The sequence below is a fragment of the Rubellimicrobium mesophilum DSM 19309 genome, assembly GCF_000600335.2.
GTDB classification, from domain to species: domain Bacteria; phylum Pseudomonadota; class Alphaproteobacteria; order Rhodobacterales; family Rhodobacteraceae; genus Rubellimicrobium; species Rubellimicrobium mesophilum.
In genome coordinates this window covers 55,581-76,575 of record NZ_KK088557.1, presented here as the reverse complement: position 1 = coordinate 76,575, position 20,995 = coordinate 55,581, and the positions used below count along the sequence as shown (strand labels likewise).

Below are 20,995 nucleotides of genomic sequence, written 5' to 3'. Positions count from 1 at the left end.
CGAACCCAGGCGCGGAGGCGGACGCTTGGCGAGGGTCATGGGGCGCCTCCGTCGATCGCGATGGCTTGGCCGTTGACGGCGTCCGAGCCGGGGCCGCAGAGCCAGAGGGCGGCGGCGGTGACCTCCTCGGGCCGGATCAGGCGGTTCTGGGGGTTCATGGCGGCGAGGGTCGCGCGGGCCTCGGGTTCGGTGCGTCCGGTGTGGGCGGCGATGTTGGCGACGGTGCGGTCCGTCATCTCGGTGTCGAGGAAGCCGGGGCAGAGGGCGTTGACGGTGATGCCCCTGCGCGCGACCTCGAGGGCTAGGGAGCGGACGAGGCCCACGACACCGTGCTTGGCGGCGGCGTAGGGGGCGATGTAGGGGCCGCCGCGCAGGCCCGCCGTGGAGGCGACGGCGATCAGGCGGCCCCAGGCGGTCATGCGGCGGAGCCCCTCCTGGAAGGTCAGGAAGGTGCCGGTGAGGTTGACGGCGAGGGTGCGCTGCCAGTCGTCGAGGGTGACCTTGAGGAAGGGAGCGCTCTCGCCCATCCCGGCGTTGGCGAGGACGATGTCGCAGGGGCCGGCGGCATCGAAGAGGGCGGCTACCTGGGCCGGGTCGGTCACGTCCGCTTGGTGCCAGCGGGCGCCGGTCTGTTCGGCGGTGCGTTCGAGGGGCTCGCGCGTGCGGCCCGCGATGACGACCTCGGCGCCGGCCTCCGCGAAGCCGCGCGCGAGGTCGCGGCCGAGACCGGTGCCCCCACCCGTCACCAGCACGCGCTTGCCCGCGAGGGTCATGCCCGGAGCGCCTCCTGTGCGCGATCGCGGAGGCGGCGGGCCTGGTCGCGGCCGCGCAGGTAGGGCTTGGGCCATTCGGTGGCCTCGTCGCCCAGCGCCACGGCGGCGTGGAGCGTCCAGTAGGGGTCGGCGAGATGGGGGCGGGCGAGGCAGACGAGGTCGGCGCGGCCGGCCATGAGGATGCTGTTCACCTGGTCGAAGTCGGTGATGTTGCCGACGGCCATCGTCGCCAGCCCGGCCTCGTTGCGGATGCGGTCGGAGAGGGGGGTCTGGAACATCCGGCCGTAGACGGGACGCGCCTCGGTCGAGGTCTGGCCGGCGGAGACGTCGATGATGTCGGCGCCGGCCTCGCGGAACATCCGGGCGATGTCCACGGCTTCCTGCGGAGTGACGCCGGCCTCGCCCACCCAGTCGGTGGCGGAGATGCGGACGGACATGGGCCTTTCGGCGGGCCAGGCGGCGCGCATGGCGCGGGAGACTTCGAGGGGGTAGCGCATCCGGTTCGCCAGCGACCCGCCGTAGTCGTCGGTACGCTGGTTGGAGAGCGGGCTGATGAAGGAGGAGATGAGATAGCCGTGGGCGGCGTGGAGCTCGACCATGTCGTAGCCGGCGCGATCGGCCATCTGGACGGCGGCGACGAACTGGGTCGCGCACCATGGTCCATGTCGGCGCGGTCCATCTCCTTCGGGGTCTGATGGCGCGGGGACCAGGGGATCGGGGAGGGGGCGAGCGTCTGCCAGTTGCCCGAGGGGAGGGGCATCTCGTCGTCCTCCCAGGGGACCTGGACGGAGCCCTTGCGACCGGAATGGCCGAGCTGGAGGCATATCTTCGCCTCGGTCTCCCGATGGACGAAGTCGACGAGGCGTGTCCATTCGGCCTCGTGCTCCGGCGCATAGGTGCCGGGGCAGCCGGGGGTGATGCGGCCCTCGGGGGAGACGCAGGCCATCTCGGTGTAGACGAGGCCGGCGCCGCCCTTGGCGCGCTCGGCGTAGTGGACGAAGTGCCAGTCGGTCGGGCACCCGTCCACGGCCTTGTATTGGGCCATGGGGGCGACGACGACACGGTTCCTGAGCCTCATGTCGCGCAAGGTGAAGGGCGCGAACAGGGGCGCGCGCACGTCCTGCCCGCCCGCCTGGCGCTGGAACCAGGCCTCGGCCTCGCGCAGCCAGTCGGGGTCGCGCAGGCGGAGGTTCTCGTGGGAGATGCGCTGCGAGCGGGTCAGGAGCGAGTAGGCGAACTGGACGGGGGCATGTCGAGGTAGCGCTCGACCTCCTCGAACCATTCCAGCGAATTGCGGGCGGCGGATTGGAGGCGGAGGACCTCGACGCGCCGCTCCTCCTGGTAGCGGCGGAAGGCGTCCTCCATCGAAGGTTCGGAGTGCAGGTAGTCGGCGAGCGCGATGGCGCTGTCGATGGCGAGGCGGGTGCCCGAGCCGATGGAGAAGTGCCCGGTCGCAGCGGCGTCGCCCATCAGGACGACGTTGCCGTGATACCACCGTTCGCAGATCACGCGGGGAACTGCTGCCAGATCGCCGAGCCGCGCAGGTGGGCGGCGTTGGACATGAGGGAGTGGCCGCCCAGGTGCTTCGCGAAGATGCGCTCGCAGGTGGCGACGGTCTCCTCTTTGGTCATGTGGTCGAAGCCCCAGCGGGCCCAGGTCTCGGGGCGGCATTCGACGATGAAGGTCGCGGTGTCCTTGTCGAACTGGTAGGCGTGGGCCCAGACCCAGCCGTGCTCGGTGTGCTCGAAGAGGAAGGTGAAGGCGTTGGCGAAGGTCTGGTTCGTGCCGAGCCAGACGAACTTGCAGACGCGCAGGTCGATGTCGGGGCGGAACACCTCGGCGTATTCGGCGCGGACGCGGGAGTTGATGCCGTCGGCGCCGACGATCAGGTCGTAGTCGGGGCGGTAGGACTCGGCGGACTGGAACTCGGCCTCGTAGCGCAGCTCGACGCCCAGCTCGCGGGCGCGGTCCTGCAGGAGGTTGAGGAGCACGCGGCGGCCGATGCCGGCGAAGCCGTGGCCGCCCGAGACGGTGCGGGTGCCCTTGTGGATCACGGCGATGTCGTCCCAGTAGGCGAAGCGGTTGCGGATCGCCTGGGTGCTGAGGGGGTCGTTCCTCTGCATCCGCGAGAGGGCGTCGTCGGAGAGGACCACGCCCCAGCCGAAGGTGTCGCCCTCGCGGTTGCGCTCTAGCACGGTCACCTCGTGCGAGGGGTCGCGGAGCTTCATGGACAGGGCGAAGTAGAGACCCGCAGGGCCGCCGCCGAGGCAGAGGATCTTCATGGGCGTCCCTCCCTGTGGGGTGAGGGGAGGATGCCACGGCGCGTGGGTATTTCAAGCTTGAAATTTCAGGCTTGAAACTTTGGGTGGGCGGAGGATGATCGCGCCATGCTGATCGAGGATCCGCAGCACGGCTGGACGCGGCTGACCCTGAGCCGCCCGGAGGCGCGCAACGCGCTGAACACGGCGCTGCTTGGCGCTCTGGCGGAGGCGTTCGGGCGGCTCGCCGGGGACGAGGGCTGCCGGGCGGTGGTGCTGACCGGGGCCTGGGGGGACTTCGCGGCCGGGGCCGACATCGGGGAGATCGAGGGGAAGGGCTCGGTGGAGGCGGCGGTCGATCCGAGGAAGGCGCATTGGGCGGCGATCCGGGCCTTTCCCAAGCCGCTGGTCGCGGCGGTGGACGGCGTCGCGCTGGGCGGCGGGTTCGAGCTGGCGCTGATGGCGGACCTCCTCGTGCTGGGCGGGACGGCGCGGGTGGGGCTGCCGGAGACGAACCTTGGGATCATGCCGGGGGCCGGCGGGACGCAGCGGCTGACGGCGCTGGTCGGGCGGGCCCGGGCGATGCGGATGGTGCTGACGGGCGAGATCGTGGACGCCGCGACCGCCGAGGCCTGGGGGATCGCGGCGTGGCGCGTGGAGGGGAGCGCGCTGCCCGTCGCGGAGGAGCTGGCGGGCCGGATCGCGCGTCGGGCCCCCTTGGCGCTGCGGGCGGCGAAGGCGGCGGTGGTCGCGGCGTCGGAGGGCGGGCTCGACTTCGCGGGGGAGCGGGCGGCGTTCGAGGCGTTGCTCGACACCGGGGACAAGGCGGAGGGCCTCCGGGCCTTCCGCGAGAAGCGCAGGCCGGAGTTCAAGGGGCGATGACGATGGTCGGGGTGGTGGGGCTCGGGACCATGGGGCTCGGCATCGCGCAGGTCTTCGCGCAGGCGGGGGCCGTGGTGCTGGCGACCGATGCCGTCGAGGCGGCGCGCGAGGGGGCGCGCGACCGGCTGGCCGGGGCGCTCGACGGGCGGGTGAAGGCCGGGAAGATGACGGCGGAGGAGCGCGACGCGATCCTCGGCCGGCTGGTCGTGGTGGAGGGGCCTGCGTCCATGGGCGCGGCGGAGCTGGTGGTCGAGGCGGTGGTCGAGGACCTGTCCGTCAAGCGGGCGCTGCTCGCGGCGCTGGAGGAGGTCGTGGCGCCGGGGGCGGTGCTGGCGACCAACACCTCCTCGCTGTCGGTGGCGCGGATCGCGGAGGGGGTGCGGCACCCGGAGCGGGTTGTGGGGCTCCATTTCTTCAACCCCGCGCCGGTGCAGCGGCTCGTGGAGCTGGTGCGGCACGGGGGGACCTCGGAGGCGGCGCTGGCGGTGGCGCGGCGGCTGGCGGAGGCGGCGGGGAAGGTGGTGGTGGAGGCGCCCGATACGCCCGGCTTCATCGTCAACCGCTGCGCGCGGCCCTTCTACGGGGAGGCGCTCGCGCTGCTGGAGGAGGGGCGGACGGCGGCGGAGATCGACGCGGCGGTGATGGCGGCGGGCTACCGGATCGGGCCCTTCGCGCTGATCGACCTGATCGGGGCGGACGTGCACCTCGCGGCGACGCGGGCGGTCTGGGAGGGGATGGGGCGGCATCCGCGCTACCGCGTCTTCGCGGCGCTGGAGGCGCAGGTGGCCTCGGGGGCGCTGGGGCGGAAGGCGGGGCGGGGCTTCGTCACGGCGGCGGGGGAGGCGCCCGGCGACGCCGGGACCATCGTGGAGCGGATCGAGGCCACGCTGGCGAACGAGGCCGGGTGGCTCCTGTCCGAGGGGAGCGTGACGACGGAGGCGGTGGACGCGGCCACCCGGCTGGCGCTGAGCTGGCCGCGCGGGCCGTTCGAGATGCTGGCGGCGCGGGGACGCGGGGCGGTCCGGGCGCGGCTGGAGGCCCTGGAGGCGCGGGCGCCGGCGCATCTGAGGGGGCGCTACGCGCCGGCGCCGATCCTGATGGAGGGAGCATGACCGAGGTCTTTCTCTGCGCGGCGAGGCGGACGCCGATCGGGCGGTATGGCGGGGCGCTCGCGAGGGTGCGCCCCGACGACATGGCGGCGCTGGTGATCGACGGGCTCCTCGACCTGCATCCGGGGCTCGGGGTGGACGAGGTGATCCTCGGCTGCGCCAACCAGGCGGGGGAGGACAACCGCAACGTCGCGCGGATGGCGGTGCTCCTGTCGCGACTGGGGGAGGGGGTACCGGCGCTGACGGTGAACCGGCTCTGCGCCTCGGGGCTCGACGCGGTGGTGCTGGGGGCGAGGGCGGTGCGGGACGGGGCCCAGGTGGTGATCGCCGGGGGCGTGGAGAGCATGACGCGGGCACCCTTCGTGATGGGCAAGGCGGAGGCGGCCTTCTCGCGGGCGGCGGAGGTGTTCGACAGCACCATCGGCTGGCGCTTCGTCAACGAGCGGATCGCGGCGGCCCATGGGACCGAGGCGATGGGCGAGACGGCGGAGAACGTGGCGCGGGACCATCGGATCCCGCGCGCGGACCAGGACGCCTACGCGCTGCGGGCGCAGGAGCGCTACGACGCGGGCTGGCACGCGGCGGACATCCTGCCGGTGCCGGTCAAGGGCGGCGTCGTGTCGGCGGACGAGCATCCCCGGGCGACCAGCCTGGAGAGGCTTGCGGCGCTGCCGACGCCGTTCCGCGAGGGGGGGACGGTGACGGCCGGCAACGCCTCGGGCGTGAACGACGGGGCGGCGGCGATGATCCTCGCCTCGGAGGAGGGGGTGCGGCGGTTCGGGCTGGAGCCCCTCGCGCGCGTCGGGCGGGCGGCCTCGGCGGGGGTCGCGCCGTCGCATATGGGGATCGGGCCGGTGGCGGCGGTGGAGCGGCTGGCCGCGAGGGGCGCGGCGGCCCCGGCGGAGTGCGACGTGGTGGAGATCAACGAGGCCTTCGCGGCGCAGGTGCTGGCCTGCCTGCGGGCCTGGGGGATCGCCGACGACGACCCGCGCGTGAACGCCAGGGGGGGCGGGATCGCGCTGGGGCATCCGCTCGGCATGAGCGGGGCGCGGATCGCGGCGGCGGCGGCACGGCGGCTGGCCGAGGGCGGCGGGCAGAGGGCGCTGGCGACGCTCTGCGTGGGGGTCGGGCAGGGAGTGGCGCTGGAGCTGCTGGCGGTTTGAAGGTGGCCCACGATCACGTCGCGGCGGGCGCCGAGGACGCAGCTTCCCCTACCCCGCCGGGCGGCGACCCAGGGACAGGGATCACCTTGGCAGAGGAAGTTTAAGGAACAGTTAACAGCCGCGGGAAAATCGCGGCGGGGATGTAACGTCGATCAGGTCGCGCCAAGCTGTCCTGTTGAATGTCGCGCCAGGCAAGGCGTGGTGGGCTGAAGCCTGCCCTACGGGGTTCGTGCCTGCTTCTGACGCCTCATCCGTAGGGTGCGCTTCAGCGCACCGCACCTCGTGAGAGATTGCCGCCGAATGGTGCGCTGAAGCGCACCCTACGGAATGGTCACGGGCGCCTCACTCGCCCCGGATGAAGGCCTCCACCTCCTCGTGCGCGAGGTCGTCGGTGGTCTGGCGGGGCGGGTGCTTGCAGAAGAAGGCCGCCGGGGCCTCGATGGGGCCGGAGAGGCCGCGGTCGCGGGCGAGCTTGGCGCAGCGGATCATGTCGATGGCGACGCCGGCGGAGTTGGGGGAGTCCTCGACGGAGAGGCGCACCTCGAGGTGCATGGGGACGCCGCCGAACTGGGTGCCCTCCAGCCGGATGAAGGCGATCTTGTTGTCGTTCTGCCAGGGGACGTAGTCCGAGGGGCCGACATGGATGTTCTCCCAGTCAAGGCGCTGGGCGGCGACGGCCTGCACGGCCTCGGTCTTGGAGATCTTCTTGGAGGCGAGGCGGTCGCGCTCCCTCATGTTGAGGAAGTCGGTGTTGCCGCCGGTGTTCAGTTGATACGTCCGGTCGAGCCGCACGCCGCGCTTGGCGAAGAGGTCGGTGAGGACCCGGTGGACGATGGTCGCACCCACCTGCGCCTTGATGTCATCGCCGATAATGGGGACGCCGGCCGCGCGGAAACGCTCGGCCCAGGTGGGGTCGGAGGCTATGAAGACAGGGATGTTGTTGACGAAGGCGACCCCGGCCTCGAGCGCGCATTCGGCGTAGAACTCGGTGGCCTTCTGCGATCCCACGGGGAGGTAGTTCATCAGGACGTGGGTCCCGGTCTCGCGCAGGGTCTGGACGACCTCCTCCTTGGAGGGCTCGGGGAGGTCTGCCTTCAGGAAGGTCCGATGCTCGGGCTGGTCGGCCATGTGGGGGGCGAAGCCGTCGAGGATCTTGCCCATGCGGACCTTGGCACCGGTGTCGGCGACGTCGCCGTAGAAGACGGCGGTGCAGTTGGGGCGCTCGAAGATGGCCTTGGCGACGTCCTGGCCGATCTTGCGGCGGTCGATGTCCCAGGCGGCGACGATGTGGATGTCGCCGGGGCGGTAGCCGCCCAGGTCCCAGTGCATGAGGCCCGTGTGCTCGTTGCCCGAATCCTCGCGATACATCGCGATGCCCTGGACGAGGGAGCTCGCGCAGTTGCCGACGCCGACGATGGCGACGTTGATTCCGTTGGGGGTCAGGCTGCCGTCGGGCATCTCAGGCTCTCCCTGCTGTGGCGCGCGCGGGCAGCGCGGGGGCGTAGCGCTCGACCATGGCGGCGCAGAAGTCGGCGAACTGCTGGGGCTCGCGCGGGGGGCTGGTGTGGTGGGGCTGGTGGCCCAGGTGCTCGGGCGTGAAGCAGTAGGTGGCCATCACGTCGAAGTCCTGGAGAGCCTCCATCTGCCGGTCGAACCAGTCGAGCGCGTTGGGGCGGAAGCTGTCGGCCCAGGACAGGCCCGTGCGGATGCGGCGGACGCCCAGGCGCTTCATCCACTCGACGGCCAGGGGGAGGCGCGGGTCCTCGTAGTGGAACCACTGCATGAGGCCCATGCGGTCGGCGTGGGGCGCATAGGCGTCAAGGCCGGGCTTGGGCGTGCCGTCCTCGCGGATCAGGCCCATGTAGAAATGGCGGTAGTAGCTCGACCCCTCGGCCTCCTTGTGGCGGGTCGTGGCCTCCCAGGAATGGGGGAGGTCGAAGAGCGAGTACCAGTAGACGCGGGGGACGCGATCCAGGAGGAGCTCGGCGGTGCGGCGGACGCCGAACTCCTGCACCTCCTCGGCCCCGAAGGAGCCGACGCCGACCTCGCTGACCCAGACGGGGTGGTTCGGGGCCACGGCCTCGATCTCGGCGACCTTGGCGGGCCATTCGTTGATCTGCCAGAGGTTCCAGTCGAGCGGGAAGCCGTGGACGGCGAGCACGTCCACGTTGCCGAGGACGCCCATCTCCTTGAGGCGGGTGATGTAGTTGGGGTCGATGGGGGAGATGCCGCCCAGCACGCGGGTCATGTCCGGGTTCACGCCCGCGACCGCCTGCCCCGCGAGGTTGATCATGCGGGCGAACTGCGACCAGTCGGGGTCGATCTCGGGGTCCCAGTGGGACTTGTTGTTGGGCTCGTTCCAGAACATCACGGAGTCGATCATGTCGCGGCCCCCCTGGCCGGGTAGGCGGCCCCGGCGCCCCATTGGGAATAGGGGACGTCGGTCGCGCGGCAGATGTAGACGTCCTCGGAGGCGCGGGTCTCGATGGCGAAGCCCGACGAGCGCAGCAGCGCCTCGACGCCCGCGCGGTTCGGGACGAACCAGTTGGTCCAGTCGTTCGCGTAGGATTTCTCGATGAAGTAGAGGGCGGGGAAGCCCTCCTCGCCGAACATGGCCTCCTCCTCGAAGGGGGCTTCCTCGGGGACCTCGCTGACGGTTTCGGGGCCGCGCAGGAGGGACTGGAAGATCATCAGGTCGTCTGCTGCGTGCTCGCGGATCAGGTCGAGCGCGAGGAGCGGATGGCGAAGGTGGTAGAGGACGCCCATGAAGATCACGAGGTCGAACCGCTCGCCCAGGGCGCCCACGTCGTAGACCTCCAGCCGGCGGAACTCGATGTCGAGGCCCTCCACTTCGGCGGCGAGGCGGGCTTGGGCGAGGTAGTGCTCGTCGTGGTCGATGCCGAGGACGCGCGAGGCGCCGCGCCGCTTCATCTCCTGCGCGTAGAAGCCGGCGTTGCAGCCGATGTCGAGGACGGACTTGCCGGTGAGGTCGGCGGGGACCGCGTGGGCGAAGCGCTCGAACTTGCTGCGGGGGAAGTCGCCCAGGAAGTGGCCCGGCGCGGTTTCGATGCCGCCCAGGCGGAGGTTGTGGAACCACGGCCCCAGCTCTTCGATGCGGCGGGCGAGGTCGCCCTGGTCGTCCACGTCCTTCATGCGTCCATCCCGGTGGTTTCGTTGAGGCTGAGGACCCGCGCGCCCCAGCTCCCGGCCTCGATGCGGCTGAGCGAGGCGGGGGCGATCTCGAAGCGCAGGAGGTTGTCGAGCGGGAGGCCCAAGGTCCGGGCGACCAGGGCGCGGATCATGTCGCAATGGGTGACGAGGGCGATGCGCTCGCCGGGGCGGGCGGCCGCGAGGCCGTCCACATGGGCCGCGATGCGGTCGGCGGCCTCGCCCATGCTCTCGCCGCCCGGCGTCCGGGCGGTGGAGCGGCTGGCGTTCCAGGCGTCCCATTGGGGCTGGCCGTCGAGGGACGCGAACTCCACCCCGGTCCAGGCGCCGAAGTCGATCTCGTCCAGAGCGTCCGACACGATGATGGGGGTGCCGGTGGCCTGCGCGACCGCTTCGGCGGTGGCTCGGGCGCGCTCGCGGGGGCTGGTCTGGATCTCGGTGAGGGTCTCCCCGACCAGGCGGCGGCCCAGAGCCATGGCCTGCCGTTCGCCCTCCGGGGTGAGGGGGACGCCAGGGGCCCGGCCGGTGAGCCGTCGCCCGTAGTCCGCATGGGCCGCATGGCGGAGGAGGTAAAGCTGGAGGTTGATCGCTGGCCCCTTCCGAGCATCTACTTTCGTTGGCCCGAAACGCCCGCAGGGGCGTGAGGTTCCCCGGCATGGCGGCTCGGGGCGGGATTGACTTCGGGGGGAGGCGGAATGGCGCGCAGCGAAGGAACGGACATCGAGCGCGCCATCCCCGCTCCGGGCTGGCTCGCCGCCTGCCCGGAGCGGCTCCGGCCGGTGGTCGAGGGGTGCGCCGCGGGGACGCTGCCGCCCAACGTGGCTCTCCTGCGGCTCGCCATTGAGGCGGAGGGGCCGGAGGAGGTCGAGGCGGCGCTGGCGGGGGCCCTGACGAAGGCCCGGGGAGGCGCGGCGGAGCGGATCGGCGCGGCACTGGCGCTCTGGCGGACGAACCCGCAGGCCTTCGGGACGGTCAAGGCGACGCTGCAGGGCGTCGCTCACGAGGACGCGGCAGCGGACCCGGCGCTCTGGGCCCGCACCTTCGACCGGCTGGCCGAGGTCGCGCCCGAGGGGGGCGTGGCGCTCTATGCGCTGGGGAACCCGGACCTGCTGCGGGAGACCACGGAGGAGGTCGTGGCGCGGATGGCGGGGTGGGGGCTCCTCGGGCCGAAGGCACGGGTGCTGGAGATCGGCTGCGGGATCGGGCGGTTCGTGGCGGCGCTGGCGCCCCGGGTGGCGGAGGTGACGGGGCTCGACGTGTCGGCGGGGATGGTCGCGCGGGCGCGGGAGCGATGCGGGGGGCTCGGGAACGTGCGGCTGGCGGTGTCGTCGGGGCGGGACCTGTCGGGGGTGGAGGACGGGAGCCTGGACCTCGTGCTCGCGGCGGACGTGTTCCCGTATCTCGTGCAGGCCGGAGTTGCCGTGCGCCACGTCGAGGAGGCGGCGCGGGTGCTGGCGCCCGGGGGGCATCTGCTGGTGCTGAACTACTCGTATCGCGGGGACCTCGGGCGGGACCGGGAGGAGGTGGCGGCGCTGGCCGCGCGGCATGGGCTGGAGGTGCGGCGGATGGGCGAGGGGGACTTTGGGCTTTGGGACGCGGCGACGTTCCTGTTGGGGAAGGCGTAGGGCGGGCTTCCGTCCACCGTCGGCATCGGCCACGGTGGGCGAGGAGCCGGAGGGTTATGGCGGGCTGAGGCCCGCCCTACGGGGATGGTCTTAGGACGCGCCGGTGCATGGGCCGGGGCTCGGCGCCCCAGACGCGCTTGTAGCCTTCGTGGCCGCGCAGGAAGTCGAAGTGGCGGACGCCCTCGCGCGTGGCCTGTCGCATGGCGAGGCCGACGAGGATCGCGGAGGGGCTGAGCCGGGCGTGGGCGGGGTCGAAGCCGCCGTTGTAGCCGTGATGCGCCCAGGGGCCGGCGAGGACCAGGAGGACGGCGATCCGCTGGCCGTCGAGGATTGCCTGATGAAGGCGCAGGAGGCCGGATCGGACCAGCGCGGGGGCGGCGTCGCGGAGGTGGGCCTGCATGAGGGGGTCGGCGAGGACGCCGGCCTCGCCCCAGCGGAGGCGATTGAGGCGGAGGAGGTCTTCGATGGCCTCCGGGATCTCCTCGGGGGTGGCGAGGCCGGTGGTGCCGCCGAGCTTGTCGAGCTGGCGGAGGGCATGGCGCCAGTGGGACCTCTGGCGGCCGGAGGCCCTCGCGAGGCCATCCTCGCCCGTGAGGGGGGCGACGAGGCAGGCATCGGCCTCGGGGCGCTCCTCGGTCCAGCCTTCGGGGGCGGGGCAGAGGAGGGGGGAGTCCTCGCCAAGCTGCTGGAGGTCGAGGCGGTCGAAGGGCTCGGGCGCGGCCTGGGGGAGGGCGGCGAGGAGGCGGGGGGCCTCGGAGGCGTGGGCGGGGTCGAGAAGGGCATCGCCCCGGTCGCTCGGGCCGGTGCCGGCGAGGAGGAGGGCGCCCTCCCAGCAGAATACGGGGGCGAGGCCGACGAGCTGGTCGGACGCGCGGAGCGTGACGGCGCCGCAGCGGTCGGGGGCGTAGTGGCGCGCCCAGGGGAGGAGCCAGGCGGGGGACTGGAAGGGCGTGGCGCGGGGGCAGCGGCGCCAGAGGGCGTCCCATTCCGCCTCTAGACAGAAGAGGCCGGAGGGCGGGACGACGGCGAGTTCAGGCGAGCTCGGCATAGCGCTGGAGGTAGCGGGCGACCATGCGGCCGGCGGAGAAGCGTTGGCGGGCGGTGGCGCGGCAGGTCTCGGGGTCGATCTCCCCGGCGCGGCGGATGGCTAGGGCCATGGCCTCCGCGCCCTCGACGAGGAAGCCGGTCTTCCCGTGCTCCACGATCTCGGGCAGCGCGCCGGACGGGTAGGCGATGACGGGGGTGCCGGCGGCGAGGGCCTCCATGGCAACGAGGGATGAGGTCTCGCGCGCCTTGGCAGGGATCAGGACGCAGGCGGCCTGGGCGAGGAGCTCCTGCTTCCGCGCGCCCTCGACGGGGCCGATCCAGCGGCGGCGCCAGGTCAGGCGCGGGGCGATGGCGTCGCGGAAGTGGGCCTCGTGATACGGGTAGGGGAAGACGGTGCCGGCGATGAGGAGGGGGATGTTTGCCAGCCGTGCCGCGTCGAGGGCATCGTCGAAGCCCTTCTCCGGGCAGATGCGGCCGAGGGTGAAGGCGTAGCGGTGCTTGCGGAGGCGGAGGTCGGAGATCTCCACGCCGTTCTCGATGGGGCCTTCGAGGCGCGCGCCGGGTGGGGCGGTCGCGGCCTGGGAAAGGGAGACGGGGTGGAGGTGGACACCCTCGCGTGGGGTGAGTGCCTCGGGCGGATACCAGTCGAGGGGGAGGTGGAGGGTGACGAGGACCGGAGGGCCGCTCTCGGGGAGGTAGGCGGGGAAGTCGATGCCGTGGAGGTGGATCACGTCGGGGCGGTCGCGCTCCACCGCCTCCGCGATGCGGTCGCGGACGGCGGCATGGGCACGGGCGGTCTCGGCGTCGCCGATGGCACCGGCGACAGCCGGGATGGGAAGGAGGGCGCCCGCGACCTCCGACCCTTCGGGCGCGATCACCAGCGAGCGGTGGCCGGCGGCGGTCAGCGCGCGGTCGAGCCGGGCGAGCACCTGCTCGGCCCCGCCCACCGGGTCGGCCGTCACGGGGGCGAGGGGATAGGCGACGCTGAGGACGGTGAGGCTCACGCCCCCTCCCGGTCGAGGAGCGCGTCGACGTATTGGCGCCACTTGGCCAGCGTCATGTCCCAGCCGTGCCGGTCGTACCAGGCGGAGCCCTGCGGCGCGGGCTGGCGGAAGTCGTAGGCGGGGGCGGGGCGCAGCCGCTCCTGCCAGTCGCCGGCGAAGGCCAGGACGCCGCGCTGGGTCTTGTAGGCGCCGAGCGCGGCGTTGCGGCGGGCGCGATCCTCGGAGGTCAGGGGCAGCACGGTCTCGGGCGCGGTGGCATCGGGGGAGAAGCGGCCGAAGACGGGCTCGCCGTTCTCCAGCGAGTAGATCGGGAACTCGTAGACCTCGGGCGCTTCGCCCCCTCGCGCAGGCGGTCGAGCGCGAGGTGGGTGCAGAGCGCCGCCGTGTCGTGGTCGGGGTGGCCGTGCTCGTAGGCGTGGGTGATGACGAAGGCCGCGCCGCGCAGGTCCTCGGTGAGCTGGTCGAGGATCGCCGGGCCGTGGAGGATCGATTCCTTGTCGGGATGCCAGTAGCAGAGGAGCTCGGGGTCCGCGTCGAGGGCGTCCATGGCGGCGGCGACCTCGCGGCGGCGCAGGGCGGCGTAGTCCTCGCGGGTCAGCCCTTCGCGCCGGGCGTCCTGCATGTCGCGGGGCGAGCCGTCGGTGATGTGGATCACCGTCAGGTCCTCCATGCGGTCCATGCGCGAGCCCGCCGCGAGCACCTCGTCGTCCGGGTGGGCCACGACGACGACCACGCGCTCGGGGATGGTCTCGTGGCGGGCGAGGCGCTGGAGGAACCCGGACATCCTACTGGGCGGCTTTGGCGCCACCGGGGCCGAGGAGCTCCAGGGCGAGGCGGTAGCCCTCGAGCGTCCCCACGTCGGCGTAGAGGGAGCCCGCGCGGATGCCGACCGCCTCGCCGCCTTGGGCCAGCCAGGCGTTCACGAGGGTGCCGATGTACTCGTCGGGTTCGGGGCGCGAGAGCCAGAACTGCCGCAGTTCGTGGAAGATGCGGCCCGGCATCTTGAAGGCGCCCCAGATCCATTCGGTGCGGACGTCCTCGGACTTCACGTCGATGCAGATGACGCGGCCCGCGTCGTCCGTCACCACGGCGTCGAAGTACTGGGGCTGCTCCACGGGGAAGAGGAGGAAGGAGAGGCGGTCGTCGGGCAGCGCCTTGAGGGCGTCCTCCGGGAACCAGATGGTGTCGGGGAGCCCACCAGCACCGGCTCGTCGGCGGGGATCACCGGATGGGCGCGGAAGATGGCGTCGCAGAGGCCGGCGGCCTCGGGCTGGACGACATAGGCGATCTCCACGATGTCGCAGTGGCCGCCGTAGTACTTCAGGATGTCGGCCTTCTGGGGCGAGATGACGAAGCAGATCTTGGTGGCCCCGGCCAGCGCCATGCGGTCCACGAGGTATTCGCTGACCGCCTTGGGCCGGGCGCGGCCGTCGCCGCTCAGGCGCCCGCCCACCGGAAGCAGCTCCTTGGAGAAGGCGAGCGGCTGGATGCGCGTGCCGTTCCCGGCGGCCGGGATCACTCCCCACATGCGAGGCTCCTTTGCTCTGGCGCGGCGCGGACGGGACTCCCGCCGAGAAGGGCGACCAATTCGGCCGCGCGGGCGTCGGAGCTGTGCTCCGCGAGCGTCCGCTCGCGCGCGGACCGGGCGATGCGGGCGAGGTCGGCCTTGGGCAGATCCAGCGCGGCGATGGCATCGGCGGTCGTCCCGGCCACCAGGATCTCCTCGCCGGGGGTGAAGAAGTCCTCCAGGCCGGGCCAGGAGTCGGTGAGGACCGGGATGCCGCAGGCGGCGGCCTCGAAGAGGCGGCCCGAGGGGCACCAGCCCATCGAGGCCATTGCCTCGCGGGTCACGTTCAGCGTCAGGCGGGAGGAGGCGAAGAAGGCCGGGTGATCGGCGGGCGGCAGGTGCTTCACGAAGAAGATGTTGTCCGTCCAGGGGAAGTCCTTGGGGTAGTTCGCGCCGGCGAGGACGAAGCGGCGGTCGGAGCGCGCGCGGGCGGGCTCGATGAAGAGGCGTTCGAGCGCGGCCTGCCGGTCGGCGGCGTAGGTGCCGAGGTAGGAGAGGTCGCCCCGGAAGGCCTCGCTGGCCTTGCCGGGCCGGTGCGCGGCGGGGTCGACATGGCCGTAGAGCGGGGCCACGCGGCGGGCGCCGAGGCGGGTGCGCAGGAGGTCGAGCGCTGCCCCCCCGGTGTAGCTGAGCACGAGGTCGAAGTCCGACAGGCCCTGAGGCGGCAGGAAGTCCACCCGCTCGCCGTCGTCGAGGCGGCGGAGCGTGACGGGCGTGTCCATGTCGTAGAACACGGTGGGGCCGGGGGCCGCGTCCCAGGCCAGCTCCGAGGCCAGGGGCCCATCGGGGCAGAAGGACGTGACCATCACCGCGTCGGCGCGCGCGACCTCGGCCCGGGCGCGGGGGAGGATCGCGGGCCAGTCGGGGTAGAGGACCAGCTCGGCGCCCTCGGGCAGGCGGGTCAGGTCGCGAGTATCGGCATACCAGGGAACGTCGCGCTCGAAGAAGACGACTTCGTGGCCCATCCGGGTCAGGGCGCCGATCAGGCCACGCCAGAGCGTCGCGTGGCCGTTGCCCCAGGAGGAGCTCACGGCCAGCCCGAACACGACGAGTCTCATTACGTCCCTGACCCCGCTCAGCGCCCCCGTCCGGGGACCGCCCGGAACAACCGGGGCGGGGAGCCGAGGTTCCCGAGTAGAACGATCTTTTGTGAGGGGCGTGGCCTCAGGCCCGGGTCACGCCTCGCAGCACCAGGCCGCTCGCGGGGAGCGCCGGGATGCGGCGGAGGTCCACCCGGAGATCCTGCGGCGGCACCTCGTAGCGCATCTCCACCGCCAGCATCCGCGCGGCCATGCGGGTGAGGGCGAGTGCGATCGCCTCGCCGGGGCAGCGGTGGCCGGTGGCGGCGTTGCCGGCGCCCTGCGGGATCAGGTCGTAGGGCGTCGGCACTCGGCCCTGGAAGCGGTCGGGGCGGAAGGTCTCGGGGGCGTCCCAGAGGTCGGGGTCCCGGCAGGTGGCGAACAGGTCGATCAGCACCCAATCGCCCCTGGCGACCCGGAGCCCCCGCCAGTCGAAGCCCTGCCGCGCCCGGCCGCCGACCATCGGGAGGAAGGGGGTCATGCGCCGGACCTCCTGGACGAAGCTCTGGAGATGGGCCTCGTCGCCCTGTCGGATGCCCGAGGCGATCTCCGGGTGGCGGTGGAGCGCGAGGGCGGCGAAGACGACGAAGCGCGCGACCGCCTGCGTTGGCCGGATCACGTTGATGAGCTCGACCGCGGCGGTGGAGGCGTCGAGGAGCTTGCCGCTCCGGTCGCGATGCGACGCGATGACCGCGAGGGCCGAGCCCGGGGGCGCCGGGGTCGAGGCGCGGGCGCGCTCGATCACCCGTCGGGCCCAGGCCTCGTGGCGGGACCTGAGGAGCTGCGCACGCCAGTTGCGCGGGCCCACGCGGCCCGAGCCCTCGATCATCTCGGCCGCCTCGCGCAGGCGCTGCCCGGCCTCGTCGGGGCGGAGCGGCACGCCGCCCCAGGCGCAGGCCGCGCGGAAGAGGATGTCGCGCGCCTCGTCGAAGAGGACGACCTCTCTCTCCCTCTCCCAGTCGGGGAGGCGCCGCCGCCATTCCTCCTCGGCGATGCGGGCGAGCCGCCCGGCCTCCGCCTCGCCCATGAGGGAGAGGAACATCGCCTTGCGATGGCGGTGGTCCTCGCCGTCGAGCATCTGCACGCTGTTCCGGTCCTGGAGGAGCTTGAGCGTCGTGACCGGCATCCCGCCCCGGCGGGTGAAGCGGTCGCCGTCGTAGAACATCTCGGCCATCCCGGCCCCCCGCACCAGCGTCGCGCGGCGCAGCATCAGGCGCGCGCGGAAGGCGTCCGTGGCCCAGCGCGCGAAGCGACGGGGACCGAAGCGGTAGCCCTCGCGCAGCAGGGCGAGGGAGCGATCCAGCGCCCCCTCGTCGGGAATGGTGTCGGGCATGGGATCCTGGTCCGGGAACTGCCCTCAGCGGTGCGCCTTGTGGTCGCCGTGCTCGCGCTTGTCGACGGTGTCGCGGCCGACGAGCTTGTTGAACAGGCTCCTGTCGTCGAAGACCAGCGCGAGCCGGCGTTCGTCGAACTCCTTGAAGAACTCGTCCCAGGTGATCTCCACGAGGTTCTCGTGGTGCGAGTTTGGGGCGTCGGGGAACATGATGCGGATCAGGCCCACGTCCTTGTCGGAGTGGGTGCGGTCCACGGCGGCGGGCCTGCCGCCCTTGCTCTCGGCCCATCTGCGGATGGCATCGTGGTCGGTGGTGGTCTCGGACATGGCCTGGGCTCCCGTCAGGGTCTCGCGGTCAGCAACGGCCCGCGCGGCCGGGGGTTCCCCGGGAACGGCGCGCGGGGCCGGGCGTTGCCCCTCCGACCGCCCCTCGGACGGCCCTGTCCGGGGCCGCCAGGGGCCTTTCCATATGGGAGTCGAACCATGCCCCGTCCCCTCGCCATCGTCACCGGCGCCTCCTCCGGCATCGGCTATGAGCTGGCCAAGCTGGCCGCCCAGGACGGCTACGACCTCGTGGTCGCCGCCGACCGGCCCGAGCTGGGCCAGGCCGCCCAGGACTTCCGCGCGCTCGGCGCCGAGGTCGAGGCCGTGCAGGTGGACCTGTCCACCACCGAGGGCGTGGACCGGCTCTGCGACGCCCTGCGCGGACGCCCCGTGGAGGTGCTCTGCGCCAATGCCGGCCACGGGCTCGGCCACGGATTCCTCGACCAGGACTTCGCCGAGGCGCGCCACGTCGTGGACACCAACATCGTGGGCACGATCTACCTGATCCAGAAGGTCGGCCGCGACATGCGGGCCCGCAACGCCGGGAAGATCCTCGTCACCGGCTCCATCGCGGGCTTCATGCCGGGGAGCTTCCAGGCCGTCTATAACGGCACCAAGGCCTTCATCAATTCCTTCGCCTTCGCGCTGCGGAACGAGCTCAAGGACACCGAGGTGACGATCACGGACCTGATGCCCGGCGCCACCGAGACCGAGTTCTTCGAGCGCGCCGACCTCATGGACACCAAGGTCGGGCAGGCCAAGAAGGACGATCCCGCCATGGTGGCCGAGGTCGGCTGGAAGGCGATGAAGAACGGCGAGGGCGACGTGGTCGCGGGCTGGAAGAACAAGCTCCAGTCGGCCATCGCCAACGTCACCCCCGCCGGGATGCTGGCCGAGCAGCACCGCAAGCAGGCGGAGCCGGGCTCGGGCAAGGCCTGAGCGCCGCGGCGGGCGGGGTCAGCCCCGTCCGCGGTAGCTCGGCACCCCCTGGTCGGGGAGCCAGAGGCCGTCCGGCACGGGACCGGTCTGGTAGAACACGTCGATGGGGATGCCGCCGCGCGGATACCAGTAGCCGCCGATCCGCAGCCACTTGGGGGCGAGGAGGTCGACGAGCCGCCGGGCGATGGTCACGGTGCAGTCCTCGTGGAAGGCGCCGTGGTTGCGGAAGGACGTGAGGAAGAGCTTGAGCGACTTGCTCTCCACCAGCCAGTCGCCGGGCGCGTAGTCGATCACCAGGTGCGCGAAGTCGGGCTGGCCGGTCATCGGGCAGAGCGAGGTGAACTCGGGCGCGGTGAAGCGGACGGCGTAGAGGACGTCCGCCTGCGGATTGGGCACCCGCTCCAGCACCGCGTCCTCGGGGGTCGCGGGGATGCGGGTGGACTGCCCGAGCTGCGTCAGGCCGGAATAGATGCTGTCCTGGGACATGGGAGGGACCTCGCGGGCGGGGAAGCGCGGTCCCTTATCAGCGGGCGCGGGGCGCGACAAGCGAAGGGGGCCGGCGGATCGCTCCGCCGACCCCTCCCTCGCTCCGTCCCTGTGGGATCAGGCCGCGCGGGCGTTGACCTTGGCCTCGGCCATGGCGGTCAGCTTCTGGTCGGTGGCCTTCTCCTCCTGGAGCGTCTGCTCGAGGACGGAGGCGCAGTCGTTCCGGCCGAGCTGCTTGGCCCAGGCGATCAGCGAGCCGTACTTGGTGATCTCGTAGTGCTCGACCGCCTGCGCGGCGGCGACGAGGGCGGCGTCGAGCACCTCCTTGTCCGAGATCTCGCCCGAGATCTGGTTGGCTTCCTTGATGATGCCGTCGATGGCCGGGCAATCGACCTGCTTGGGCTGGTGCCCGTGCATCTGGAAGACCTGCTCCAGCCGCTTGATCTGGTTCTGCGTCTCGCGCAGGTGCTGCTCGAAGCCCGACTTGAGCTGCGGGTCGGTCGCCAGCGAGATCATCTTGGGCAGGGCCTTCGTGATCTGGTTCTCGGCGTAGTAGATGTCCTGGAGCTGATGGACGAAGAGGTCGTCGAGCGACTTGATGTCCGACGTGAAGAGTCCCATGGTGCCACTCCCTTGGTTGATGCTGGTTGGCATTGGCATTGATGTGGGCCCGCCGCCGCCCGGGGCGTCACGGTGGGCGTGATGCAATGAAAAGCCTCTCCCCCCGTCCCGGGTTCCGGTCCATCTGCCGGGTGCGGCGGTCTGCCGCCCGGAGCGCCGTTGCCCGTTCAGGGATGGCGGCCTAGCCTTTCGGGCGACCTCGACAGGAGCCCCGACGTGCCGCACGGACCCCTTTCCGACCTTGTCCCCGACGTGGAGGCCGAGGCGGCGCGCCAGGCCTTCGAGGCGCTGGCCGGGGCCGATCCCTCCCCCGACGCCGCGGCGCGGCGCAGGCATCTCCGAGCGCTGCGGGCGGCGGTGCGGGACATGGCCGAGCCGCTGGCCGCCGCCCTCGACGCCGATTTCGGCGGGCGGCCCCGGGTCGAGACCATGGCGGCGGAGGTCGGGCTGGTCCTCGCCGTGGCCGACTGGACGCTGAGGCGGCTCGGGCGCTGGATGCGGCCCGAGAGGGTCCGGCTGCCGATGGAGTTCCTCGGCGCCAAGGGCCGAGTGGAGCGGGTGCCGCTGGGGTGCGTGGGGATCATCGGGCCGTGGAACTATCCCGTGCAGCTTTCGCTGGTGCCGCTGGTCGCGGCGCTGGCGGGGGGGAACCGGGTGATCCTGAAGCCGTCGGAGTGGACGCCGCGCACCTCGTCGCTCCTCGCCGGGATCGTTTCCCGCGCCGTCCCCGACCGCGTGCGGGTGGTGCAGGGCGGCCCGGACGTGGCGAGCGCCCTGACGGCGCTGCCGCTCGACGGGCTGTTCTTCACGGGCTCCACGACGACGGGGCGCAGGGTGGCCGAGGCGGCGGCGCGGAACCTCGTGCCCGTGACGCTGGAGCTGGGCGGCAAGTCGCCGGCGATCCTGCTGCCCGACGCGGACCTTTCGGAGGCGGCGCTGTCGGTGATGGCGGGCAAGCTCTTCTCGGCGGGGCAGACCTGCGTGGCGCCGGACTACCTCCTCGTGCCGAGGACGCGGATGGGGGAGACCGTCGAGGCGCTCAAGGCGGCGACGCGGCGGCTCTACCCGGACCCGGACGGGCCGGACTACGCGGCGATCCTGCGGCCGCAGGACCGGGCGCGGCTGGAGGACCTGCTGCGCGGCCAGCAGGTCGTGCCGCTCATGGAGCGGATGCCGAAAGCTCCGAAGCTCGGCGCCTGGGCGGTGCTCGACCCCGACCTCGAGTCGCCGGCGATGCGCGAGGAGATCTTCGGGCCGGTCCTGCCCCTGGTGCCCTACGACGACCTTGCCGGGGCGGAGGCCTTCGCGAACGCCCGGCCCGTGCCGCTCGCCGCCTACGCCTTCGGACGGGACGTCGCGGCCTGCGAGGGGGTCCTCGGGCGGGTTCGGTCGGGCGGCGCGGTGGTCAACGATTGCATCACCCATGTGGCGGCGCACCCGCTCCCCTTCGGCGGCGCGGGCGAGTCCGGCATGGGCGCCTACCATGGGGAGGAGGGGTTCCGGGCCTTCACCCGTCCGCGCAGCCTCATGGTGGCCTCGCGCTGGTCCCCGGTGCGGATGGTGCGCCCGCCGCATGGCGCGCGGGTGGAGCGGATCGTGCGGCTGCTGCTGCGCTGA

Annotated in this window: 22 protein-coding genes and 1 pseudogene; 6 read left to right on the top strand and 17 right to left on the bottom strand. The window is 72.5% G+C overall.

What is annotated here, in order from left to right; all coding sequences use genetic code 11:
* Positions 1-35: 35 nt before the first annotated feature.
* Together RUMESO_RS05755 and RUMESO_RS05750 are read right to left on the bottom strand one after the other, a co-directional pair.
* Positions 36-773 (bottom strand): SDR family NAD(P)-dependent oxidoreductase, encoded by a 738-nt coding sequence (locus RUMESO_RS05755; RefSeq protein ID WP_037278788.1) that lies wholly within the window; start codon positions 771-773, stop codon positions 36-38.
* A pseudogene (locus RUMESO_RS05750) lies at positions 770-3,055 on the bottom strand (bifunctional salicylyl-CoA 5-hydroxylase/oxidoreductase). The gene RUMESO_RS05755 and the pseudogene RUMESO_RS05750 overlap by 4 nt, the downstream one beginning before the upstream one ends.
* 105 nt (positions 3,056-3,160) lie before the next feature.
* Here RUMESO_RS05750 and RUMESO_RS05745 point away from each other — a divergent pair.
* Genes RUMESO_RS05745 through RUMESO_RS05735 form a run of 3 tightly spaced genes read left to right on the top strand, consistent with a single transcriptional unit; the run spans position 3,161 to position 6,185 of the window.
* Positions 3,161-3,913 carry an enoyl-CoA hydratase-related protein gene (locus RUMESO_RS05745; protein WP_051521066.1) on the top strand — a complete coding sequence of 251 codons (753 nt, stop codon included), beginning with the start codon at positions 3,161-3,163 and terminating at the stop codon, positions 3,911-3,913.
* Complete coding sequence (locus RUMESO_RS05740) at positions 3,910-5,025, top strand: 3-hydroxyacyl-CoA dehydrogenase (RefSeq protein ID WP_037278787.1); 1,116 nt, start codon at positions 3,910-3,912, stop codon at positions 5,023-5,025. The genes RUMESO_RS05745 and RUMESO_RS05740 overlap by 4 nt, the downstream gene beginning before the upstream one ends.
* Positions 5,022-6,185, top strand: a complete 1,164-nt coding sequence (locus tag RUMESO_RS05735; RefSeq protein ID WP_037278785.1) for an acetyl-CoA C-acyltransferase — start codon at positions 5,022-5,024, stop codon at positions 6,183-6,185. The genes RUMESO_RS05740 and RUMESO_RS05735 overlap by 4 nt, the downstream gene beginning before the upstream one ends.
* 342 nt (positions 6,186-6,527) lie before the next feature.
* Here the strand turns inward: RUMESO_RS05735 and RUMESO_RS05730 are convergent, their stop codons facing one another.
* The 4 genes from RUMESO_RS05730 to RUMESO_RS26900 are packed head-to-tail and all read right to left on the bottom strand — an operon-like array spanning position 6,528 to position 9,940.
* Positions 6,528-7,643, bottom strand: coding sequence for an inositol-3-phosphate synthase (locus RUMESO_RS05730; protein WP_037278783.1), 1,116 nt, complete (start codon positions 7,641-7,643; stop codon positions 6,528-6,530).
* Position 7,644: 1 nt separating this feature from the next.
* Positions 7,645-8,568, bottom strand: a complete 924-nt coding sequence (locus RUMESO_RS05725) for a beta-xylosidase (RefSeq protein ID WP_037278826.1) — start codon at positions 8,566-8,568, stop codon at positions 7,645-7,647.
* Positions 8,565-9,338, bottom strand: coding sequence for a TIGR04290 family methyltransferase (locus tag RUMESO_RS05720; protein ID WP_037278782.1), 774 nt, complete (start codon positions 9,336-9,338; stop codon positions 8,565-8,567). Before RUMESO_RS05720 ends, RUMESO_RS05725 begins: the two co-directional genes overlap by 4 nt.
* On the bottom strand, positions 9,335-9,940 hold the full coding sequence (locus tag RUMESO_RS26900; protein WP_037278824.1) for a histidine phosphatase family protein: 606 nt from the start codon (positions 9,938-9,940) through the stop codon (positions 9,335-9,337). The genes RUMESO_RS05720 and RUMESO_RS26900 overlap by 4 nt, the downstream gene beginning before the upstream one ends.
* A gap of 108 nt (positions 9,941-10,048) precedes the next feature.
* Between RUMESO_RS26900 and RUMESO_RS26895 the strand changes: the two genes are divergently transcribed.
* Positions 10,049-10,978, top strand: a complete 930-nt coding sequence (locus tag RUMESO_RS26895; protein ID WP_082483375.1) for a class I SAM-dependent methyltransferase — start codon at positions 10,049-10,051, stop codon at positions 10,976-10,978.
* A gap of 76 nt (positions 10,979-11,054) precedes the next feature.
* Here RUMESO_RS26895 and RUMESO_RS05705 read toward each other — a convergent pair whose 3' ends face one another.
* The 9 genes from RUMESO_RS05705 to RUMESO_RS05670 all read right to left on the bottom strand — a co-directional run bounded on the left by RUMESO_RS05705 (position 11,055) and on the right by RUMESO_RS05670 (position 17,335).
* Complete coding sequence (locus tag RUMESO_RS05705) at positions 11,055-12,026, bottom strand: GNAT family N-acetyltransferase (RefSeq protein ID WP_051521064.1); 972 nt, start codon at positions 12,024-12,026, stop codon at positions 11,055-11,057.
* On the bottom strand, positions 12,010-13,029 hold the full coding sequence (locus tag RUMESO_RS05700; protein ID WP_037278779.1) for a glycosyltransferase: 1,020 nt from the start codon (positions 13,027-13,029) through the stop codon (positions 12,010-12,012). The genes RUMESO_RS05705 and RUMESO_RS05700 overlap by 17 nt, the downstream gene beginning before the upstream one ends.
* Positions 13,026-13,268: a hypothetical protein gene (locus tag RUMESO_RS05695; RefSeq protein ID WP_037278777.1), complete on the bottom strand. Its 243-nt coding sequence runs from the start codon at positions 13,266-13,268 to the stop codon at positions 13,026-13,028. Before RUMESO_RS05695 ends, RUMESO_RS05700 begins: the two co-directional genes overlap by 4 nt.
* Positions 13,256-13,813 carry a PIG-L deacetylase family protein gene (locus tag RUMESO_RS05690; RefSeq protein WP_051521063.1) on the bottom strand — a complete coding sequence of 186 codons (558 nt, stop codon included), beginning with the start codon at positions 13,811-13,813 and terminating at the stop codon, positions 13,256-13,258. Before RUMESO_RS05690 ends, RUMESO_RS05695 begins: the two co-directional genes overlap by 13 nt.
* Before the next feature lies 1 nt (position 13,814).
* Positions 13,815-14,114: a hypothetical protein gene (locus RUMESO_RS26170; protein WP_211262794.1), complete on the bottom strand. Its 300-nt coding sequence runs from the start codon at positions 14,112-14,114 to the stop codon at positions 13,815-13,817.
* On the bottom strand, positions 14,111-14,557 hold the full coding sequence (locus RUMESO_RS26165) for a sugar phosphate nucleotidyltransferase (RefSeq protein WP_211262793.1): 447 nt from the start codon (positions 14,555-14,557) through the stop codon (positions 14,111-14,113). Before RUMESO_RS26165 ends, RUMESO_RS26170 begins: the two co-directional genes overlap by 4 nt.
* Complete coding sequence (locus RUMESO_RS05680) at positions 14,545-15,654, bottom strand: CgeB family protein (RefSeq protein ID WP_037278775.1); 1,110 nt, start codon at positions 15,652-15,654, stop codon at positions 14,545-14,547. The genes RUMESO_RS26165 and RUMESO_RS05680 overlap by 13 nt, the downstream gene beginning before the upstream one ends.
* Positions 15,655-15,760: 106 nt before the next feature.
* Positions 15,761-17,008: a cytochrome P450 gene (locus tag RUMESO_RS05675; RefSeq protein ID WP_037278773.1), complete on the bottom strand. Its 1,248-nt coding sequence runs from the start codon at positions 17,006-17,008 to the stop codon at positions 15,761-15,763.
* A gap of 24 nt (positions 17,009-17,032) precedes the next feature.
* On the bottom strand, positions 17,033-17,335 hold the full coding sequence (locus RUMESO_RS05670; protein WP_037278771.1) for a hypothetical protein: 303 nt from the start codon (positions 17,333-17,335) through the stop codon (positions 17,033-17,035).
* Positions 17,336-17,491: 156 nt separating this feature from the next.
* Here RUMESO_RS05670 and RUMESO_RS05665 point away from each other — a divergent pair, with 156 nt between their 5' ends.
* Positions 17,492-18,271: an SDR family NAD(P)-dependent oxidoreductase gene (locus RUMESO_RS05665; protein WP_037278769.1), complete on the top strand. Its 780-nt coding sequence runs from the start codon at positions 17,492-17,494 to the stop codon at positions 18,269-18,271.
* A gap of 18 nt (positions 18,272-18,289) precedes the next feature.
* On the opposite strand, the gene queF is transcribed toward RUMESO_RS05665, so the two are convergent.
* On the bottom strand, positions 18,290-18,757 hold the full coding sequence (gene queF, locus RUMESO_RS05660) for a preQ(1) synthase (RefSeq protein ID WP_037278767.1): 468 nt from the start codon (positions 18,755-18,757) through the stop codon (positions 18,290-18,292).
* A gap of 117 nt (positions 18,758-18,874) precedes the next feature.
* Complete coding sequence (locus tag RUMESO_RS05655) at positions 18,875-19,378, bottom strand: YciE/YciF ferroxidase family protein (protein ID WP_037278765.1); 504 nt, start codon at positions 19,376-19,378, stop codon at positions 18,875-18,877.
* Positions 19,379-19,594: 216 nt separating this feature from the next.
* On the opposite strand from RUMESO_RS05655, the gene RUMESO_RS05650 reads away from it, so the two are divergent.
* A complete protein-coding gene (locus RUMESO_RS05650) occupies positions 19,595-20,995 on the top strand; it encodes an aldehyde dehydrogenase family protein (protein WP_037278763.1) in 1,401 nt (466 codons plus the stop codon).